This window comes from Micromonospora sp. NPDC049201, from assembly GCF_055586805.1.
The window spans coordinates 102001-119449 of the sequence record NZ_JBVJHM010000017.1; the positions used below are offsets into that span (position 1 = coordinate 102001).

The 17449-nt window shown below is 74.1% G+C and carries 10 protein-coding genes and 3 pseudogenes; 8 read left to right on the forward strand and 5 right to left on the reverse strand.

Annotated features, from left to right (window positions below; all coding sequences use genetic code 11):
• Window positions 1–6: 6 nt before the first annotated feature.
• The 7 genes and pseudogenes from ACZ6O5_RS29235 to cobA all read left to right on the forward strand — a co-directional run.
• A pseudogene (locus ACZ6O5_RS29235) lies at window positions 7–1023 on the forward strand (cobalt-precorrin-5B (C(1))-methyltransferase); the annotation flags it as partial.
• Window positions 942–2315 carry a precorrin-6y C5,15-methyltransferase (decarboxylating) subunit CbiE gene (cbiE, locus tag ACZ6O5_RS29240; protein ID WP_465981300.1) on the forward strand — a complete coding sequence of 458 codons (1374 nt, stop codon included), beginning with the start codon at window positions 942–944 and terminating at the stop codon, window positions 2313–2315. The pseudogene ACZ6O5_RS29235 and the gene cbiE, both read left to right, overlap by 82 nt.
• Window positions 2303–4048 (forward strand): precorrin-3B C(17)-methyltransferase, encoded by a 1746-nt coding sequence (cobJ, locus tag ACZ6O5_RS29245; protein WP_465981302.1) that lies wholly within the window; start codon window positions 2303–2305, stop codon window positions 4046–4048. Before cbiE ends, cobJ begins: the two co-directional genes overlap by 13 nt.
• Window positions 4036–4259: pseudogene (locus tag ACZ6O5_RS29250) on the forward strand (4Fe-4S binding protein); the annotation flags it as partial. The gene cobJ and the pseudogene ACZ6O5_RS29250, both read left to right, overlap by 13 nt.
• 63 nt (window positions 4260–4322) lie before the next feature.
• Window positions 4323–5330, forward strand: coding sequence for a HoxN/HupN/NixA family nickel/cobalt transporter (locus ACZ6O5_RS29255; protein WP_465981318.1), 1008 nt, complete (start codon window positions 4323–4325; stop codon window positions 5328–5330).
• Window positions 5327–5923 carry a precorrin-8X methylmutase gene (locus tag ACZ6O5_RS29260; protein WP_465981304.1) on the forward strand — a complete coding sequence of 199 codons (597 nt, stop codon included), beginning with the start codon at window positions 5327–5329 and terminating at the stop codon, window positions 5921–5923. Before ACZ6O5_RS29255 ends, ACZ6O5_RS29260 begins: the two co-directional genes overlap by 4 nt.
• Window positions 5920–7542, forward strand: a complete 1623-nt coding sequence (gene cobA / locus ACZ6O5_RS29265) for a uroporphyrinogen-III C-methyltransferase (RefSeq protein WP_465981306.1) — start codon at window positions 5920–5922, stop codon at window positions 7540–7542. The genes ACZ6O5_RS29260 and cobA overlap by 4 nt, the downstream gene beginning before the upstream one ends.
• A gap of 97 nt (window positions 7543–7639) precedes the next feature.
• On the opposite strand, the gene ACZ6O5_RS29270 is transcribed toward cobA, so the two are convergent.
• The 5 genes and pseudogenes from ACZ6O5_RS29270 to ACZ6O5_RS29290 all read right to left on the reverse strand — a co-directional run bounded on the left by ACZ6O5_RS29270 (window position 7640) and on the right by ACZ6O5_RS29290 (window position 15490).
• Window positions 7640–9688 carry an amylo-alpha-1,6-glucosidase gene (locus ACZ6O5_RS29270; protein WP_465981320.1) on the reverse strand — a complete coding sequence of 683 codons (2049 nt, stop codon included), beginning with the start codon at window positions 9686–9688 and terminating at the stop codon, window positions 7640–7642.
• A 5-nt stretch (window positions 9689–9693) separates the two neighbouring features.
• A complete protein-coding gene (locus ACZ6O5_RS29275; RefSeq protein ID WP_465981308.1) occupies window positions 9694–10053 on the reverse strand; it encodes an SCP2 sterol-binding domain-containing protein in 360 nt (119 codons plus the stop codon).
• Window positions 10054–10278: 225 nt separating this feature from the next.
• Window positions 10279–11820 carry a ricin-type beta-trefoil lectin domain protein gene (locus ACZ6O5_RS29280; RefSeq protein WP_465981310.1) on the reverse strand — a complete coding sequence of 514 codons (1542 nt, stop codon included), beginning with the start codon at window positions 11818–11820 and terminating at the stop codon, window positions 10279–10281.
• 151 nt (window positions 11821–11971) lie between these two features.
• A pseudogene (locus ACZ6O5_RS29285) lies at window positions 11972–14325 on the reverse strand (AbfB domain-containing protein).
• A 181-nt stretch (window positions 14326–14506) separates the two neighbouring features.
• Window positions 14507–15490 carry a hypothetical protein gene (locus tag ACZ6O5_RS29290; protein ID WP_465981312.1) on the reverse strand — a complete coding sequence of 328 codons (984 nt, stop codon included), beginning with the start codon at window positions 15488–15490 and terminating at the stop codon, window positions 14507–14509.
• A gap of 226 nt (window positions 15491–15716) precedes the next feature.
• On the opposite strand from ACZ6O5_RS29290, the gene ACZ6O5_RS29295 reads away from it, so the two are divergent.
• On the forward strand, window positions 15717–17267 hold the full coding sequence (locus tag ACZ6O5_RS29295; protein ID WP_465981314.1) for a chitinase: 1551 nt from the start codon (window positions 15717–15719) through the stop codon (window positions 17265–17267).
• The last annotated feature ends 182 nt before the right edge of the window (window positions 17268–17449 follow it).

Here is a 17449-nt window from a genome sequence, read left to right on the forward strand (position 1 = left end):
GCGAAGGTGCGGCCCACCGCGCTGCGTACCGGCTGGACCACCGGGGCCTGCGCGACGGCCGCGGCCAAGGCCGCGGTGACCGCGCTGGTCACCGGCGTGCCGCAGCCCGAGGTGGAGATCGGGCTGCCGGCCGGCCGACGGGTCCGCTTCCCGGTCGCCCGCTGCGAGCTGACCGGCGTCCCACCGCGGCGTGCCGAGGCGGTCGTGGTCAAGGACGCCGGTGACGACCCGGACGTCACCCACGGCGCGGAGCTGACCGCCACGGTCGACTGGACCGATGCCCCCGGGCTGCGCCTGGCCGGCGGGCCGGGCGTGGGCACCGTCACCAAACCCGGCCTGGGGCTCGCCGTGGGCGGCCCGGCGATCAACGACACCCCGCGTCGCATGATCGACGCGGCGGTGGCCGAGGTGGTCGACCTGGCCGAGGTTGGCGTCCAGGTGGTGATCAGCGTCCCCGGGGGCGAGATCATGGCCCGCAAGACCACCAACCGGCGGCTCGGCATCCTCGGCGGCATCTCGATCCTCGGCACCACCGGGATCGTCCGGCCCTTCTCCACCGCCTCCTGGCGGGCCAGCGTCGTGCAGGCCGTGCACGTCATGGCCGCGCAGGGCGAGCGGACCGTGGTGCTCTGCACCGGTGGGCGTACCGAGCGGGCGGCCCGCGCGCTGCTGCCGGAGCTGCCCGAGGTCTGCTTCGTCGAGGTCGGCGACTTCACCGGCGCGGCGGTCCGGGCCGCCGTCGCCGACGGCATGACCGGTGTGGTGTTCGTCGGCATGGCCGGCAAGCTGGCCAAGCTCGCCGCCGGCGTCCTGATGACCCACTACACCCGCTCGGCCGTGGACCTGTCGCTGCTCGGCGCCGTGACCGCCGAGGCCGGGGGCGGACCGGCGCTGGTCGCCGCCGTGACCGGGGCGAACACCGGCCGGCACGCGTACGAGCTGTGGGAGGCCGCCGGGCTGCTCGGCCCGGCCGGGGACCTGCTCTGCCAGCGGGTACGGCAGGTGCTGCTGCGCTTCGCCGGGCACGCCGTCACCGTGGACGTGGCGATGGTCGACTTCGCCGGGAGTCGCACGGTCGCCGCCACCGGCCGGTGGGCACGGTGAGCACGGTGACCGTGGTCGGCCTGGACGCGGCCGGCGCGCCGGCGCATCCCGCCCTGACGCCCGCGCTCGCCGCCGCCCGGCTGGTGGTCGGCGCGGCCCGACACCTGGCCGCGGTGCCCGTGCCGCCCGGCGCGGCCACCGTCACGCTCGGGCCGCTCGCCCCCGCCGTGGACCGGCTGGCCGCCGCGGTCGCCGCCGGCGTACCCGCCGTGGTGCTGGCCAGCGGCGATCCCGGCCTGTTCGGCATCGTCCGGCGCCTGCGCGCGGCCGGGCTGCCACTGCGGGTGGTGCCGGCGGTGTCCAGCGTGGCCGCCGCGTTCGCCCGCGCCGGGCTGCCCTGGGACGGCGCCGCGGTGGTCACCGCGCACGGCCGGGACCCGCGGCCGGCGCTGAACGCCTGCCGGGCACTGCCGCTGGTGGCGGTGCTCACCGCCCCCGGCGCCGGGGCCGCCGAGCTGGGCGTCGGGCTGGTCGGCTGGTCCCGCCGGCTGCTGGTCGCCGAGCACCTGGGCACCGACGCCGAACGGATCTGCGAGGTCACCCCGGCCCAGGCCGCCGCCGGGACGTGGTCCGACCCGCACGTGCTGCTCAGCGTCGCCGCGCCCGACCCCGGCGGGATGCGGTGGGACAACCAGCCGGCCGCCGCGCCGGTCGACGGGTGGGCCCTGCCGGAGAGCGCCTACGCCCACCGCGACTCCATGATCACCAAGTCGGAGGTACGCGCCCTCGTCGTCGCCCGGCTGCGTCCCCGGCTGGGCCGGCTGGTCTGGGACGTCGGCGCGGGCAGCGGATCGGTCGGCGTCGAGTGCGCCCTGCTCGGTGCGGCGGTGCTCGCCGTCGAGCGGGACGCCGGGGCCGCCGACGCGATCCGGGCCAACGCCGCCGCGCACGCCGTCGACGTACGGCTGGTCGTCGGGCGGGCCCCGGCGGTGCTGGCCGGCCTGCCCGACCCGGACGCGGTCTTCGTCGGCGGCGGGGGCACCGACGTCCTCGCCGCCGTGGTGGCCCGCCGCCCCGACCGGGTGGTGCTCACGCTGGCCGCCCTGGACCGGGTCGCGCCGGCCGTGGCGCTGCTCCGCGCCGCCGGCTACCGGGCCGGGGGCAGCCAGCTCTCCGCCGCCCGCCTCGCCGACCTGCCCGGCGGGTCGATCCGTCTCGCGGCCACCAACCCGGTGGTCGTCCTCACCGGGGAGCGCCCGTGCACCACCTGACCCCGCACGCCCGGATCGGGCTCGTCGCGGCCACCGCCGCCGGCCGACGCCACGCCCGGACCGTCGCCGCTGCCTGGCCGCACGCCCGGCTGGTGCCGGGGGAGAGCGTCGCCGACGCACTGCGAACCGCCTGGTCCGACTGCGACGCGGTGATCGCGTTCCTGGCCACCGGCGCGGTGGTCCGGATCCTCGCGCCGCTGCTCGGCGACAAGCGCACCGACCCGGCCGTCGTGGTCGTCGACGAGGCGGCCCGGCACGCCGTGGCGCTGCTCGGCGGGCACGCCGGCGGCGGCAACGCCCTCGCCGAGGCCGTCGGCGCGCTGGTGGACGCCCGGCCGGTGGTCACCACCGCCACCGACGCGGTCGACCTGCCCGGCCTGGACACCCTGGGCTGGCCGGTGGAGGGTGCCGTCGCCGCGGTCTCCCGGGCCGTCCTGGACGGCGAACCGGTCCGGCTGGTCGCCGACGCCGACTGGCCACTGCCCGCCCTGCCGCCGAACGTCCGCCCGGCCGCCGCCGACGCGCCGGGCGTCGCCGACGGGGCGCCGACCGGCTACCGGCTGCTGGTCACCGACCGGCTGGTGCCGCCGGACGACCGGACCGCCGTGCTGCGCCCCCCGTCGCTGGTCGCCGGGATCGGGGCCAGCCGGGGCGTGCCCGCCGACGAGGTGCGCGACCTGCTGCACCGGGAGCTGACGTCGGCGGGGCTCAGTCCGGCCAGCCTGCGCTGCCTGGCCAGCGTCGACGTCAAGGCCGACGAGGCGGGCATCGTGGCGACCGCGGACGCGCTGGGCGTACCGCTGGTGACGCATCCGGCGGTGACGCTGGCCGCGGTCGACGTGCCGCACCCCAGCGAGGTGGTGCGCGCCGCGGTCGGCACACCCAGCGTCGCGGAGGCCGCCGCGCTGCTCGGCGTCGACGGCCGGTCCGGCGACGCCGAACTGCTGGTGCCCAAGACGGCGTCCGCGATGGCCACCGTGGCGGTGGCCCGGCACGCGCCGCGCGGCCGGCTCGCCGTGGTCGGGCTCGGGCCGGGCGCCGCCGACCTGCGCACCCCCCGCGCGGTCGCCGAGCTGCGCCGGGCGGCCGTGGTGGTCGGCCTGGATCAGTACGTCGACCAGGTGCGCGGCGTGCTGCGCCCGGGCACCCGGGTGGTGGCCAGCGGGCTGGGCGCGGAGGAGGCCCGGGCCCGGGCCGCCGTCGCCGAGGCCGCCGCCGGCCGGGCGGTCGCGCTGATCGGCTCCGGCGACGCCGGGGTGTACGCGATGGCCAGCCCCGCCCTGGAGTACGCCGACGAGCGGATCGACGTGGTCGGCGTGCCCGGGGTGACCGCGGCGCTGGCCGCCGGCGCGCTGCTCGGCGCCCCGCTCGGCCACGACCACGCGTACCTGAGCCTGTCCGACCTGCACACCCCCTGGGAGGTCATCGAGCGGCGGGTGACCGCCGTCGCCGAGGGCGACTTCGTGGCGCTGTTCTACAACCCGCGCAGCCGGGCCCGCGACTGGCAGCTCGGCCGGGCGCTGGCGATCCTCGCCGCGCACCGCCCACCGGACACCCCGGTCGGCGTGGTGCGCAACGCCAGCCGCGACGGCGAGCGGGTGCACCTGGCCACCCTGGCCACCCTCGATCCGCAGGTGGTCGACATGTACAGCGTGGTCGTCGTGGGCAGCAGCGACACCCGCCTGGTCGCCGGTCGGATGGTCACGCCCCGGGGGTACCGGTGGCGCTCGTGACCATCGGCGCCTGCCAGGGCTGCGGCGCCTGCCTGCTCACCTGTCCCACGCACGCGATCCGGCCGGTCGCCGGTGGCCTGACCGTCCGGGCCGACCGCTGCACCGGCTGCCTGGAATGCGTGGAGATCTGCCCGGTGGACGCGATCCGGCTCACCGACCCCGACGAACGTGGAGGAACCCGATGAGTACGACCGCCGCCAGCACCGCACCCCCGGTCGGCCGCTGGAGCCGCGCCGAACGGGCCCGCCTCGGCGGGATCGTGCTCGCCGTCGCCATGCTGCACGTCGCCGGCTGGAGCTTCTACCTGTACTGGAACAACCAGCCCGCGGCGGCCGGTGGGCTGGCCGGCGCCGGCACCCTGGCGTACGTGCTCGGGGTGCGGCACGCGTTCGACGCCGACCACATCGCCGCCATCGACGACACCACCCGGCTGATGCTGCTGCGCGGTCGGCGGCCGGTGGGTGTCGGCTTCTTCTTCGCCCTCGGGCACAGCGCGGTGGTGCTGCTGCTGGCCCTGATCGTCGGCCTGGCCTCGACGAACCTCAGCGGCGCGGGGCTGGTGCGGGCCCGCGAGTGGGGCGCTACCGTCGCGATCGTCACCGCCACCGTGTTCCTGACGCTGGTCGCGGTGCTCAACGCGGTGGTGTTGAGTGGGCTGGCCCGGCTGTGGCGCCGACTGCGCCACGGTGGCCTGGACGAGCGGGAGCTGGACCTGCACCTGCTCAACCGGGGGCTCATGCAGCGGGTCCTCGGCGGCCGGGCCCGGGCGCTGGTGCGCTCCTCGTGGCACATGGCCCCGGTCGGTTTCCTGTTCGGCCTCGGCCTGGAGACCGCCAGCGAGGTGACCCTGCTGGCGCTGTCGGCGAGCACCGCCGCCGCCGGTGGCCTGCCGGTGCTGGCCCTGCTGACACTGCCGCTGCTCTTCGCCGCCGGAATGTCCGCCATGGACACCGCGGACAGTCTGCTGATGAGCCGCGCCTACTCGTGGGCGTACCGGCAGCCGGCCCGGCGGCTCTTCTACAACCTGGCCACCACCGCGATGACGGTGCTGGTGGGCGCCGTGGTGGCCAGCGTCTACCTGGCCGGGCTGCTGGTCGACCACCTGGGGATGACCGCGCTCTCCGGGTACGCCGCCGTCGCCGACCACTTCGAGCAGCTCGGATACGTCGTGGTGGGTCTCTTCGTGGCCTCCTGGGTGGGCGCGGTCGCGCTGTGGAAGCTGCGCGGCTACGACCGCCGCTACGCCGGCACGCTGCCCGCCGGCACCGGGGAGCAGCCGTGAGCCGGGTGGTGCACCCGATCGAGGCGGAGTCGTACCGGATCCTGCGCGAGCGGGTCGACCTCACGCACCTGCCGCCGCTGACCCGCGCGGTGACCGAGCGGGTGGCGCACGCCAGCGCCGACCTGGCGTACGTCGACGAGTTGGTCTGCGACGAGGCGGGCCTGGCGTCCGGGCTGGCCGCGCTGCGCGCCGGCGTGCCCGTGGTGACCGACGTGGCGATGGTCGCCGCCGGGATCACCCGGGCCGGCCTGGACCTGGTCTGCCCGGTCGCCGAGCCGGCCGCCGCCGAGCTGGGCCGGGCCGCCGGGATCACCCGGTCGGCGGCGGCCGTGCGGATCGCCCTGGACCGGGTCGGTCCGGGCGCGGTCTGGGTGGTCGGCTGCGCGCCGACCGCGCTTGTCGAACTGCTCACGCTGGCCGCCGCACCGGCGCTGGTCGTCGGTATGCCGGTCGGTTTCGTCGGTGCCGCCGAGTCCAAGGCGGCGCTGCGGGCCAGCGGCCTGCCCGCCGTGTCCAACGTGGGGGAGAAGGGCGGTTCGGCGGTCGCCGCCGCCGCCCTCAACGCCCTGCTCTACATCGAGGAGATGCCATGACCGGTCTGGTCATCGTCGGGCACGGTACGCGCAGCGCGGCCGGGGTCGACCAGTTCGCCGCGCTCGTCGAGCGGGTTCGCCGACGCGGTGTCGTCGGGGACGTCCAGGGTGGCTTCATCGAGCTGTCCCGTCCGCCGCTGACCGACGCGGTGACCGCGTTGGTGGAGCGGGGACACCGCGCGCTGGTGGCGCTGCCGCTGGTGCTCACCGCCGCCGGGCACGGCAAGGGCGACATCCCCGCCGCGATGGCCCGCGAGCAGCAGCGCCACCCCGGGTTGACCTACCGCTACGGCCGTCCGCTGGGCCCGCATCCCCTGTTGCACGCCGCCATCGAGGAACGGATCGACGCCGCGTTGGCCGGAGCCGACCGGGCCGGTACGTGGATCGCGTTGATCGGCCGGGGCTCCACCGATCCGGACGCCAACGCCGAGGTGGCGAAGGTCGCGCGGCTGCTCTGGGAGGGACGCGGTTACGCCGGTGTCGAGCCGGGGTTCATCTCCCTCGCGGAGCCGTCCGTGCCGGCGGTGCTGGAGCGGCTGCGCCGGCTCGGGGCGCGGCGGATCGTGGTGGCGCCGTACTTCCTGTTCGCCGGGGTGCTGCCGGACCGGATCGTCGCCCGGTCGGCCGAGTTCGCCGCCGCGCACCCGGATCTGGACGTGCGGGTGGCCGAGGTGATCGGCGACTGCGACGCGCTGGCGGACCTGGTGCTCGAACGGCACGCCGAGGCGCTGGCCGGGGACATCCGGATGAACTGCGACACCTGCGCGTACCGGGTGCTGATGCCGGGCTTCGCCGACAAGGTGGGCCGTCCGCAGCGCCCGCACGACCACCCGGACGACCCGGTCGACGGTCACCACCATCACCACGGCCACGGCCACCATCACCACCACGAGGCGACGGCGGGGTCGGTCGCGGTCGTCGGCGGCGGGCCCGGCCCGGACGACCTGATCACGGTACGCGGAAAGGCCCTGCTGGACGCCGCGGACGTGGTGGTGGTCGACCGGCTGGCCCCGCAGGGGCTGCTCGCGGGGCTGCGTGACGACGTGCTGGTGGTCGACGCGGCCAAGGTGCCCCGCGGTCCGTCGATGGCGCAGGACACGATCAACGCGGCGCTGGTGACGCACGCCCGCGCCGGCCGGCGGGTGGTCCGGCTCAAGGGCGGCGACCCGTACCTGTTCGGTCGCGGCCACGAGGAGGTGCGGGCCTGCGCGGAGGCCGGTGTGGCGGTGACCGTGGTGCCCGGCGTGAGCAGTGCGTTCGCCGCGCCGGCGCTGGCCGGGGTGCCGGTGACCCACCGCGGGGTCGCGCACGACGTCACCGTCGTCTCCGGGCACCTGCCGCCGGGCCACCCCGGCTCGCTTGTCGACTGGGCGGCGCTGGGCCGCGCCCGGGGCACGCTGGTGCTCCTCATGGCGGTGGACACCATCGCCAAGATCGCCGCCGTGCTGGTCGAGCACGGCCGCGCCCCGGAGACGCCGGTGCTCGCCGTGCAGGACGCCGGGCACCCCGGGCAACGCGCGGTGCCGGCCCGGCTGGACGAGATCGGCACGGTCGCCGCCCGGCAGGGTATCTGTCCGCCGGCCGTGTTCGTGGTGGGTCAGGTGGCCGCGCTGGGCTGACCGGCGGGCGGTGGGGGCGTGGGCGACGACCGGTGTCCCGGACCGGGCCAGGGCGAGCGCCGTGGTGGCGGGAACGCCTTGATGCGCAGCGCCCCGGTCAGGGGCTCGCCGGATCCGGCCGGCGACGCGCGAAGGCGTCGAGCCTGCCCCAGCGGCCGGGAATGTCCAGCAGGGTGATCCGTTCGAAGGCGGGCGGGAGCGCCGGGGTGGTGGCGAGGTGGTCCTCGTGGGGCTCCATGCCCAGCATCGTGCGGAGCAGAAGCAGCGACGCCCCGCTGGACCACGCCTGCGGGCTGCCGGCGGTCGGATACCGGACCGGGTAGCGGGTGGTCCGGCGGTCGAACCCGCCGAACGCCTCGGGCAGGCGACCCTCGAAGAAGCCGGCGGCCTCGATGATTCCTTCGGCGATGCGTCCCGCCTCGTCGGTCAGACCGTAGCGCCGCAGTCCCCAGGCGATGAAGGAGTTGTCGAACGGCCACACGGTCCCGTTGTGGTAACCCAGCGGGTTGTAGCGGGCCTGCCCCTCGGCCAGCGTGCGGACACCCCAGCCGGCGAACAGCGCGGGACTCATCAGGAGTTCGGCGACCCGTCCGGCGCGCTCCGGCGGGACGATGCCACTCCACAGAAGATGTCCGATGTTGGAGGTCAGGCTGTCCACCGGCGTGCCGTCGCCGTCGAGCGCCAGGGCGTAGTAGCCGCGGTCCGCCAGCCAGAAGTCGCGGTTGAACCGCTCGTACAACGCGGCTGCCTCGTTCTCCAGACGCTCGGCCAGGGCCGGATCGTTCCAGAAGGTACGCGCCAGCCGGGCCGCGCGGATCTTGGCGTCGTAGGCGTACCCCTGGGTCTCGCACGTCGAGCGGGGGAAGCCCGGGAGTCGTCCGTCGGCGTAGGTGATGCTGTCCCACGAGTCCTTCCAGCACTGGTTGTCCAGGCCGGTGGAGCGGTTGCGGCGTTCGTACGAGACGTAGCCGGCGCCGGTGAGGTCGGCGTGGTTGTCCAGCCAGTGGAGCGCGGCGCGGGCCTCCTGTTCCAGCTCGCGGACGAGATCCGCGTCACCGCTCCACCGCTCGTACTCGTCGAGCAGCACCAGGAACAGCGGGGTGGCGTCCACGGTGCCGTAGTACGGCGAGTGGGGTTGCTCCTCGAAGGCCGCTGACTCGCCGTAGCGCAGCTCGTGCAGGATCCGGCCGGGATCCTCCTCCAGCACGTCGTCGGTGCGCGCGCCCTGGAGCGAGGCCAGGATCCGCAGGGTGGCCGGTGCCAGTGACGGCGTGAACGGCAGCGCCTGCAGACAGGTGAGCAGACTGTCCCGGCCGAACAGGGTCATGAACCAGGGCAGCCCGGCGGCCGGCACGGTGGCGCCGCCGAGTGAGAGCGGCGCGAACCGCAACGCCGCCAGGTCCACCAGGCTGCGTTGGTAGACCTGGCGCAGCACCGGGCTGTCGGTGTCCAGGGTCGGAGCCGCCGCCACCCAGGCGCGTACGCCGTCGGGCAGGGTCGACGCGTCGGGCCGGTGGACCCGGAGCCCGGCCCGCAGGTCGACGCCGTCGGGTCGCGGCGCTCTCATCTCGGCCCTCACCTCGACCGTCCAACTGGATCCGGCGGCCAGCCGGATCGGGAAGTCGAGGTGCTCCGGGGTGAAGGTCGCCGGCTGGCTGGCCGTGAGGACGACCTCCCGCTGGAAGGTGGCCCGGCGATAGCCCAGCCGTAGCTCGTCGGGGGTGACGTGCGCGTAGCGTTCGCCGACCTTCGCGTCGGCAGCGAACTTGATCTCGAAGATGTCGGCGAAGTCGGCGGCCACCTCGAGACGCACCGCGAGGTCGAGGTCCGACTCGCCGTAGTTGAAGACGGTGACGGTCTCGACCAGGTCGGCGCCGATGCGGCGTCGTCGGATCGCGGACACGTCCGCCTGGACGTAGTCCATCCGGCCGCCGGGAACGAGGAAGAACGCCACCTCGAAGTACTGGCTGTCGTCCACCGAGAGGGCGGTCATCCGCTCGCCGTCGATGGTGAGCACCCACCGGGACAGGTAGCGCGAGTCGGCGGAGAACAGACCCACCGGCGCGGCCGACGAGGCCTCGATGTCCCCACTGCTGTCGGAGACGACGAACGTGTTCCCGTCGATGCAGGACACGGTGCCCGGCACGTCCCTCACGCGGCGCCTCCACCCTGCCGGCCGGCCGCCGTCGCGGGCGCGGGGAACAGCCGTCCGATCCGCAGTGCCAGCGCGAGATCACCGTCGACCATGATCTCGCCCCGGGCGATCGCCGCCAGCCCGTTCATCCCGCCGGCCACCATCGCCACAGCGGTCTGTTCGGAGAGGGTGACGACCGTGGTGGCGGGGCCGTCGTCCTCGGTGACCCGTAGCCGCCCGTGGTCGATGTCGAGACGCCGGTGGTGTACCCCTCGGTCGTCGTGGATGTCGAACCGCACGCTGCCACTGACCTTGACGAACCGCTCGTCGGGGCCGCTCCGACCCAGACCGTCGAAGAAGGCGTCGATCGGCGTCACCCGGACCTCCTCGCTGCCACCGGTGTCTGGCCGGCGGTGGCTACCCGCGCCGGGGCGGCTCTAACCCCGCCCAGACCGTCGGAGCGGGGTGCAAAGCACGCAGGCGGGCCGATCCGCGGAACCCGTACCCGGCCCGGCGGCACGCCCGGTTCGGCAGTCGTTCCTGAGCGGCACGACGCCCGTCCTCGGCCCACCTCGGACGGGACGCCGTGTCGGGCACTCCGCTCAGCCGGTGCGCCACTTCTGGTTGGCGGTGCCGCCGCACTCCCAGAGTTGTAACCGCGCGCCGTCGTCGCCGTTCCAGTCCTTGATGTCGACACACTTGTTGGCCTGCGGGTTGACCAGGTCCCCGGCGGCGGACAACACGAACTGCTGCGCGGCGTTGCCACTACAGGTGGCGATCTGGATGACCGCGCCGTTGTCCCGGGACCCCCAGGCGACATCCATGCACATGTTGTTCTGCGTGCGCAGGCTGCCGCCGGTGAAGGTCCAGCTCTGTGCCGCCGTGCCGTTGCAGGTCCAGGTCTGGAGGGGAACCCCGTCGGAGAAGTTCGAGTTCGGCACGTCGAGGCACTTGTTGTTCCAGTTGCTGATGATCCGGGTCCCGGTCCCGCCACCGCCGGTGGTGACCAGGTTCAGCCCGTAGACGCCGAGGATCTCGTTGACCGGCTGGAACCACATGGTGCCGCCGGAGGTGCAGTTGCCCGATCCGCCCGAGGTCACCCCCTGTGCCTGGTCGCCGGAGAGCCAGGCGCCGCCGGAGTCGCCCCCCTCGGCGCAGGCGTTGCTGCGGCTGAGCCCGTAGACCGCGCCCTGCGCGTAGTTGACCGTCTCCTCCCGGCCCAGGAGGGTGCCGCAGCGCCAGCCGGTCGTCCGTCCCGACCGGCATACCGAGCTGCCGATCACCGCGTCCCGGGAGCCGGCGACGGGAGCATTGCCCCCGGCGTAGTTGTTCACCCAGGGGCGTGGCGTCCAGTCCGCGTTGGTGCGGACCCAGGCGTAGTCGTTGCCGGGGAACGACGAGCCGGCGAAGGTGCCCTGCGCCACGTTGTTGTATCCCCGGGTGGGGCTGCCGGTGGCCCCGCAGTGTCCGGCGGTGACGAAGCCGCCCGCGACGGCGAAGCCGACCGAGCAGAGCACGTTGCCGTTGATGACGAACTGGTCGCCGCCTCGAATGTCGTACACCGGGCGCGGCGCGTCCGGAGCCGTCGCGTAGCGGACGAGCCCGCCGGCGAGGCCGCTGCCGCCGACGAACGCGCGGGCGGTGCGCTCCTGGCCCGGCGCGACCCGCACCACGACCTCGTTGGCGGCGGCGTCGACGTACCAGCCGCGCACGGCGGCGCCGGGAGGATGGCTGCCTGCCCGCCGATCCAGTGCGGTCAGTGCGGAGGTGAGACTCGTGAGCGCCCGGGCGACGAGCCGAGGTCGGGCCCCCTCGGCCCGTACCGCCGCGGCGGCGGACGCGTCGGTGACGGCGACCGTGAGGGGGCCGCTCGGGTCCAACCACGAGCCGGCGTACCGGGCGCCGAGGCGGGAGCGCAGCCGTCGGTCGACCACCGCGGCGGCGGCCTCGGCCGTGAGGCGGGCGGTGAGCTGGTCGTCGGTCAGGTGCAGATCGCGGCGCATCGCCTCGGCCATGCCGGCCGGCAGGCCGGACACCTGCGCCTGTGCCTGTGCCCGAGCGGTGGGGGAGGCCTCCGGCGGTGCGGCGGCCGGCATCGGCAGCGCGAGCGTCGCGGCGGTGAGCAGCGCCATGGTTCTGGTCATCGAACTCCTTCCGGTTGGTGCGGCGTCGCGCCGTGCCTCCGGGCGCGAGAGAGCGCTCTCAGAGTGAAACCGTAAACAATCTTTGTCAATAGATGTGCCTCGATCGAGGTGGTGCGGGGGCGCTGCCGGGGGAGTCAGCGCCCCGGCTTGGTCAGGGCGCCCAGGGCGTCGTGACGTTCCAGGTGCTGTCCGCGGCCCACAGCGCGGGTGAGTTCCACGCCTCGCCGCCCGCGCCGTTGCTCAGCCAGACCTCGGAGTCGTAGTGCCGCAGGTATTTGCCGCGGAAGTTGTAGGACTCCAACGACACGCCGCTTCCGGTGACCCCGACCCGGGCGCACCAGGTGGCGTCCGCGCGGAGCAGGGCCGAGCCGTCGTTCGGCGAGTTGCGTACGCGCGAGTTCTGGTGCCGGAGGAACTGCCCGGGAAGTTGACCGACTCGAACGAATAGCACGTCGCGTCGGCCAGACCGGCCCGGACCGTGTAGGTCGCGTCATTCCTGAGCAGCGCGGAGCTGTTCCCGTCCACGACCTCCGTGTAGGCGAGGCTGTCCCGGTGCCGCAGGTACCGGTTGGTGAACCCGGGGGTGGTGACCTGGAAGGAACGGCGGGTGTTCAGCGGCAGCGCCACCGGCGCCGAACTGCCGACGGATCTCGACGCGTTGATGAGGGACAGGTTGGCGGCCCGTACCCGGGCCTGGTCCATCTTGACCACCTGCCGGTCGTAGGTGAGGAATCCGTTCAGCTCACCCTCCTGGTCGGCGATCTCGGTGTAGACCGAGGCGCTCAGTCCCTTGCCGAGCATGAGGTTCTGGGTGCCCTGTACGAGCCCGACGTAGCGGTCGGTAAGCGCGGTGGAGTTCGGTTGCCACTCGTACGCGAAGAAGGCGCCGTTCGGGCTCCACTCGTGTCCGGGCGCGCGCAGGCCCAGGCCGCCGAACTCGCCGAGCACGGCGATCCGGCTGCTCGACGGCACCGGCGAGTCCGGGCCCAGGTAGACGTGCCAGTCGTCGATGTCGCCGTTGCCGGGGTTGCCCAACGACTGGCAGCAGTTGTAACCGCTGTGCGCGTTGACGAGCCGGGTCGGGTCCTGGTTCTTCACGTTCTGGGCCACCCGGCGGGTGTCGGCCAGCGCACGCTCCCCCCACCCCTCGTTGTAGACGGTGTACGTGACGACGGCCGGCGAGCTGCGGTGCTCGTCCACGATCTCGCGGGCCTCGGCTTCGAGCTGGGCCTGCTGCGCGTCGGTCGCGTCGATGTCCTGCGCGGTCAGTGACGGGACGTCCTGCCACACCAGCAGGCCGAGCCGGTCGGCGTGGTAGAACCAGCGCTGCGGTTCGACCTTGATGTGCTTGCGCACCATGTTGAAGCCGAGGTCCTTGTGCTTCTGCAGGTCGAAGGCGAGCGCGGCGTCGGTGGGCGCGGTGTAGAGCCCGTCCGGCCAGAAGCCCTGGTCCAGCGTGCCGGTCTGGAAGACGAACTGGCCGTTGAGCTTCGGCCGCAGGACGCCGTTGACCACGCCCGTGCTGATCTCGCGCATGCCGAAGTAGTGCGTGGTCCGGTCGACCTGACCGCCCGCCGCGTCGCGCAGGGTGATCCGCAGGTGGTAGAGGAAGGGGTCGTCGGGGGACCAGCGACGGGCGTTCGGCACGGGCACCGTGAACTCGGTGAAGCCGCCGGTCGCGGAGCCGACCACGGTGGAACCGTCGAGCGCCTCGGCCACGACGCGGTGCCCGCTGACGTCCCCGCGGGTGAAGACCCGGACGCGGAGGGTGTTGTCGGCCAGGCGTGGGTAGAGGTCGACGCTGCTGATCGACGCCGCCGGCACCGGTTCCAGCCACACCGTCTGCCAGATGCCCGAGCTCGGCGTGTAGAAGATGCCGCCGGGTTGCTTGGTCTGCTTGCCGATCGGCGGCAGACTGCCGTTCTGCCGGCTGTCCGTCGGGTCCCACACCTTCACCACGATCTCGTTCGCGCCGCTGCGCAACTGCGCGGTGACGTCGAAGGTGAAGGCGTCGTAGCCGCCGGTGTGGCCGCCGACCGCGACGCCGTTGACCCAGACGGTGGTCTGCCAGTCGACGGCGCCGAAGTGCAGCAGGACGCGGCGTCCGCTCCAGTTCGAGGGCACCGTCACGACCCGCCGGTAGAGCAGGTGGTTGCGGTTGTCGCCGGCGGACCGTTGCACTCCGGAGAGGGCGCTCTCCACCGGGAACGGCACGTTGATCCGCTCGGGCAGGTCGGTGCCGAACGGCGGGGCGTCGTCCGTGGCGGACTGGCGTAGCTGCCACTCGCCGTTCAGGTTGAGCCAGTCCGGCCGGGTCATCTGCGGTCGCGGGTAGTCCGGCAGCGGCACGCCGTCGAGGGCCTGGGCGGTCCAGGGAGTGGTCAGCGGCGGGTTCTTGGCCGGCACGGCGTGCGCCGGCGCGGCCGGCGCGGTGAGCAGGCCGGCGACCAGCGTGAGAACGGCCAGCAGGGGCGCGGCGAGGCGGACGGGATCGGGACGTGTCATGCCGTCTCCATCGGGCGGGCCGTCAGGGCCGAGCTGCGCCGCCGGCGGCTGGCGGTGGGTGCCCGGCGGCCGATCAGGTCAGGCCCGGTCCCGACATCGTTATAGAGCCCTGACGGGCCACCCGTCAATCCTCATCCATCGATATGTCACATCGCGTCATCCATCGGGCCGGCAATCGGTCTCAGGTGGTCAGGGGCGTGAGGAACACCGTGGCGGTGCAACTGATCGCGCCGACGTTCGTCACGGTGAGGGCGAGCTGGCGTTGGTTGGTGCCGTCCGGGTTGACCCGCTGGACGTACCAGGTGCGGGTGATCTCCATCTGGCACGGGTCGGTGAGCTGCGCGCCCCAGGGCGACAGGCCGATCAGGTGCACGGCGGTGAGCGGGTTGGCGTTGTTCCAGGTCCAGGTGGACGAGCCGGCCGGGGCGAGGGTGCCCACGTACCAGGTGGTCGGCACGGACAGCTGCGCCAGGCGGACCTGCGCACCGCAGGTGACCGCGCCGATGTTGCGCACCACGAAGGCGAACTTGCGGACCGCGCCGGCCTCCTGGAGGTACCAGGTCCGGGTGATCTCGAGCTGACACGCGGCTGCTCCGCTCGCGCCGGTCGGGCTCAACCCGAGCAGGTAGGAGACGGTCGGCGACACCTGCTCGACCCACCGGTAGTTGCCGGTGGCGCCCGGGGCGAGCGGCGCGATGGTCCAGTCGTACGTGGCGGGTTGGGCGGACAGCAGGACCGTCGCCGCGCAGGTGACGGCGCCGTTGTTGCGGATCTGGAAGTGGAAGCGCCGTTCCCCGCCCGGCTGTTGGGAGTACCAGCGGCGGGTCACCTCGAACTGGCACGGCAGGGCGGCGCTCGCGCCGGTGGGGGAGAAGCCCACCTGGTAGGCCACGGTGAGGGGGTTGGCGTTGTTCCACACCCAGCCCTGGGTGTCGCCCGGGGCCACCTGCCCGGTCGACCAGGAGGCCGCCAGGGCGGCGCGGTTGGCGGAGGCGCCGGTGCCGGCGGACACCGTCCCCGGTGGGGCCGGCACGACCCGCTCGGACCGGGTGCCGCCGGGGCGGGAACCGTCGGGCGGAACCGCCGCGGCGGGGGCGGCCGAGCCGGCGAGCATCAGCAGCACCAGCATCGCGCCGAGGCGTACCCGTGGCGTTGTTCCTCGCATCTGCCGCCCTCACTCGATGTGCGTCACGATCGATCCTCACGATCGCACGCCCGCCCGGCCGATCATGCGACCGACCGGGACGGATAGCTGACACCGTGGGGTGGAGGCGGCCCACGCCGGCGACCGCGCCGCCGGACGGCCGGGGGCCTGGACAACTTCAGTTAACAAACCTAATAATTAGCCTCCCGTCGATACCCCTCGACCGGGCACCCCTCGGGAGGACCGGATGGCGCGCAGATTCCGAACACCGTTCCTGGCGACCCTGGCGGCCCTGGTCGCCGCCGCCGCGGCGACCCTGACCCTCGCCGGTCCGGCCCTGGCCGCCGGTCCGACGGCCACGTTCACCAGGACCTCCGACTGGGGCACCGGCTGGGAGGGTCGATACACCATCACCAACGGCGGCTCGGTCACGATCACCGGCTGGCAGGTCGCCTTCACGCTGCCGGCGGGCACTGCCCTCGGCTCGTACTGGGACGCCACGGTCACCAGCGTGGGACAGCGGCACACGTTCACCAACCGCTCCTGGAACGGCACCCTGTCCCCCGGCGCGTCGGTGTCGTTCGGGTTCCTGGCCACCGGCTCCGGCTCGCCCGGCGACTGCACGCTCAACGGCGCGCCGTGCGGAGGTGGCACGCCCCCCACCACGGCACCCCCCACCGCCGCGCCGCCCACCACCGCGCCGCCCACCACACCGCCACCAACCACGGCACCGCCCACCACCGCGCCGCCGACCAGCCCGCCGAACACCGGGCTGCCGCGGCACGCCCTGATCGGCTACCTGCACGCCAGCTTCGCCAACGGCGCCGGGTACCTGCGGATGGCCGACGTGCCCGCGGACTGGGACATCGTCAACCTCGCCTTCGGTGAGCCCACCTCCGTCACCTCCGGCGACATCCGCTTCCAGCTCTGCCCGGTCGCCGAATGCCCCACCGTGGAGACCGAGGCCCAGTTCATCGCCGCGATCCGCGCCAAACAGCAGCAGGGCAAGAAGGTGCTGCTGTCCATCGGGGGCCAGAACGGGCAGGTGCAACTCACCACGACCGCCGCCCGGGACACCTTCGTCCGCTCGGTGTCGGCCATCATCGACCGGTACGGCCTCGACGGCCTGGACATCGACTTCGAGGGCCACTCCCTCTACCTCGACCCCGGCGACAGCGACTTCCGCAACCCGACCACGCCGGTCGTGGTGAACCTGATCTCGGCGATCCGCGCCCTCAAGCAGCGCTACGGGAGCGGCTTCGTGCTCACCATGGCTCCGGAGACGTTCTTCGTGCAGCTCGGCTACCAGTTCTACGGCTCAGGCCCCTGGGGCGGCCAGGACCCCAGGGCCGGGTCCTACCTGCCGGTGATCCACGCGCTACGCGACATCCTCACCGTCCTGCACGTCCAGGACTACAACTCCGGTCCCATCGTCGGGCTCGACAACCAGTACCACACGATGGGCAGCGCCGACTTCCACATCGCGATGACGGACATGCTGCTGGCCGGCTTCCCGGTCGCGGGGAACGCCAACGCCGTCTTCCCCGCGCTGCGCGAGGACCAGGTCGCGTTCGGCGCGCCCTCCTCCACCAGCGCCGGCAACGGCTACCTCGCCCCCGCCGGCGTGCAACAGGCGGTCACCTGCCTCGTGCGGGGTCAGAACTGCGGCGGATACAGCCCTCGCAGCGGCACCAACCCCAACTTCCGCGGCCTCATGACCTGGTCCATCAACTGGGACCGGTTCTACTCCTGGGAGTTCCGGCTCAACCACGGCCCGTTCCTCAAGGCGTTGCCCTGACGCGAGGGCGCCCGACCGGCCGGACCCGCCGCCCGTCGGCGGCCCGCGCCGGTGGCGGGGGCCCGGGCCGGCCGGGCCGGGCCGCGCCCCCCCCCCGGGGGGGGGGGGGGCGGGGGGGGGGGGGCCCCCCCCCGCCCCCCCCCCCGCGGCCCCGCCCGCGCGGGGGGGGGGCGCGCGGGCCC

Coding starts and splice junctions, on each gene's coding strand:
- ACZ6O5_RS29255 (WP_465981318.1), top strand. CDS start 4,323: ATGCTGCACGTCGCCGGCTGGAGCTTCTACCTGTACTGGAACAACCAG.
- cobA (WP_465981306.1), top strand. CDS start 5,920: ATGACCGGTCTGGTCATCGTCGGGCACGGTACGCGCAGCGCGGCCGGG.
- ACZ6O5_RS29280 (WP_465981310.1), bottom strand. CDS start 11,820: ATGACCAGAACCATGGCGCTGCTCACCGCCGCGACGCTCGCGCTGCCG.
- ACZ6O5_RS29290 (WP_465981312.1), bottom strand. CDS start 15,490: ATGCGAGGAACAACGCCACGGGTACGCCTCGGCGCGATGCTGGTGCTG.
- ACZ6O5_RS29295 (WP_465981314.1), top strand. CDS start 15,717: ATGGCGCGCAGATTCCGAACACCGTTCCTGGCGACCCTGGCGGCCCTG.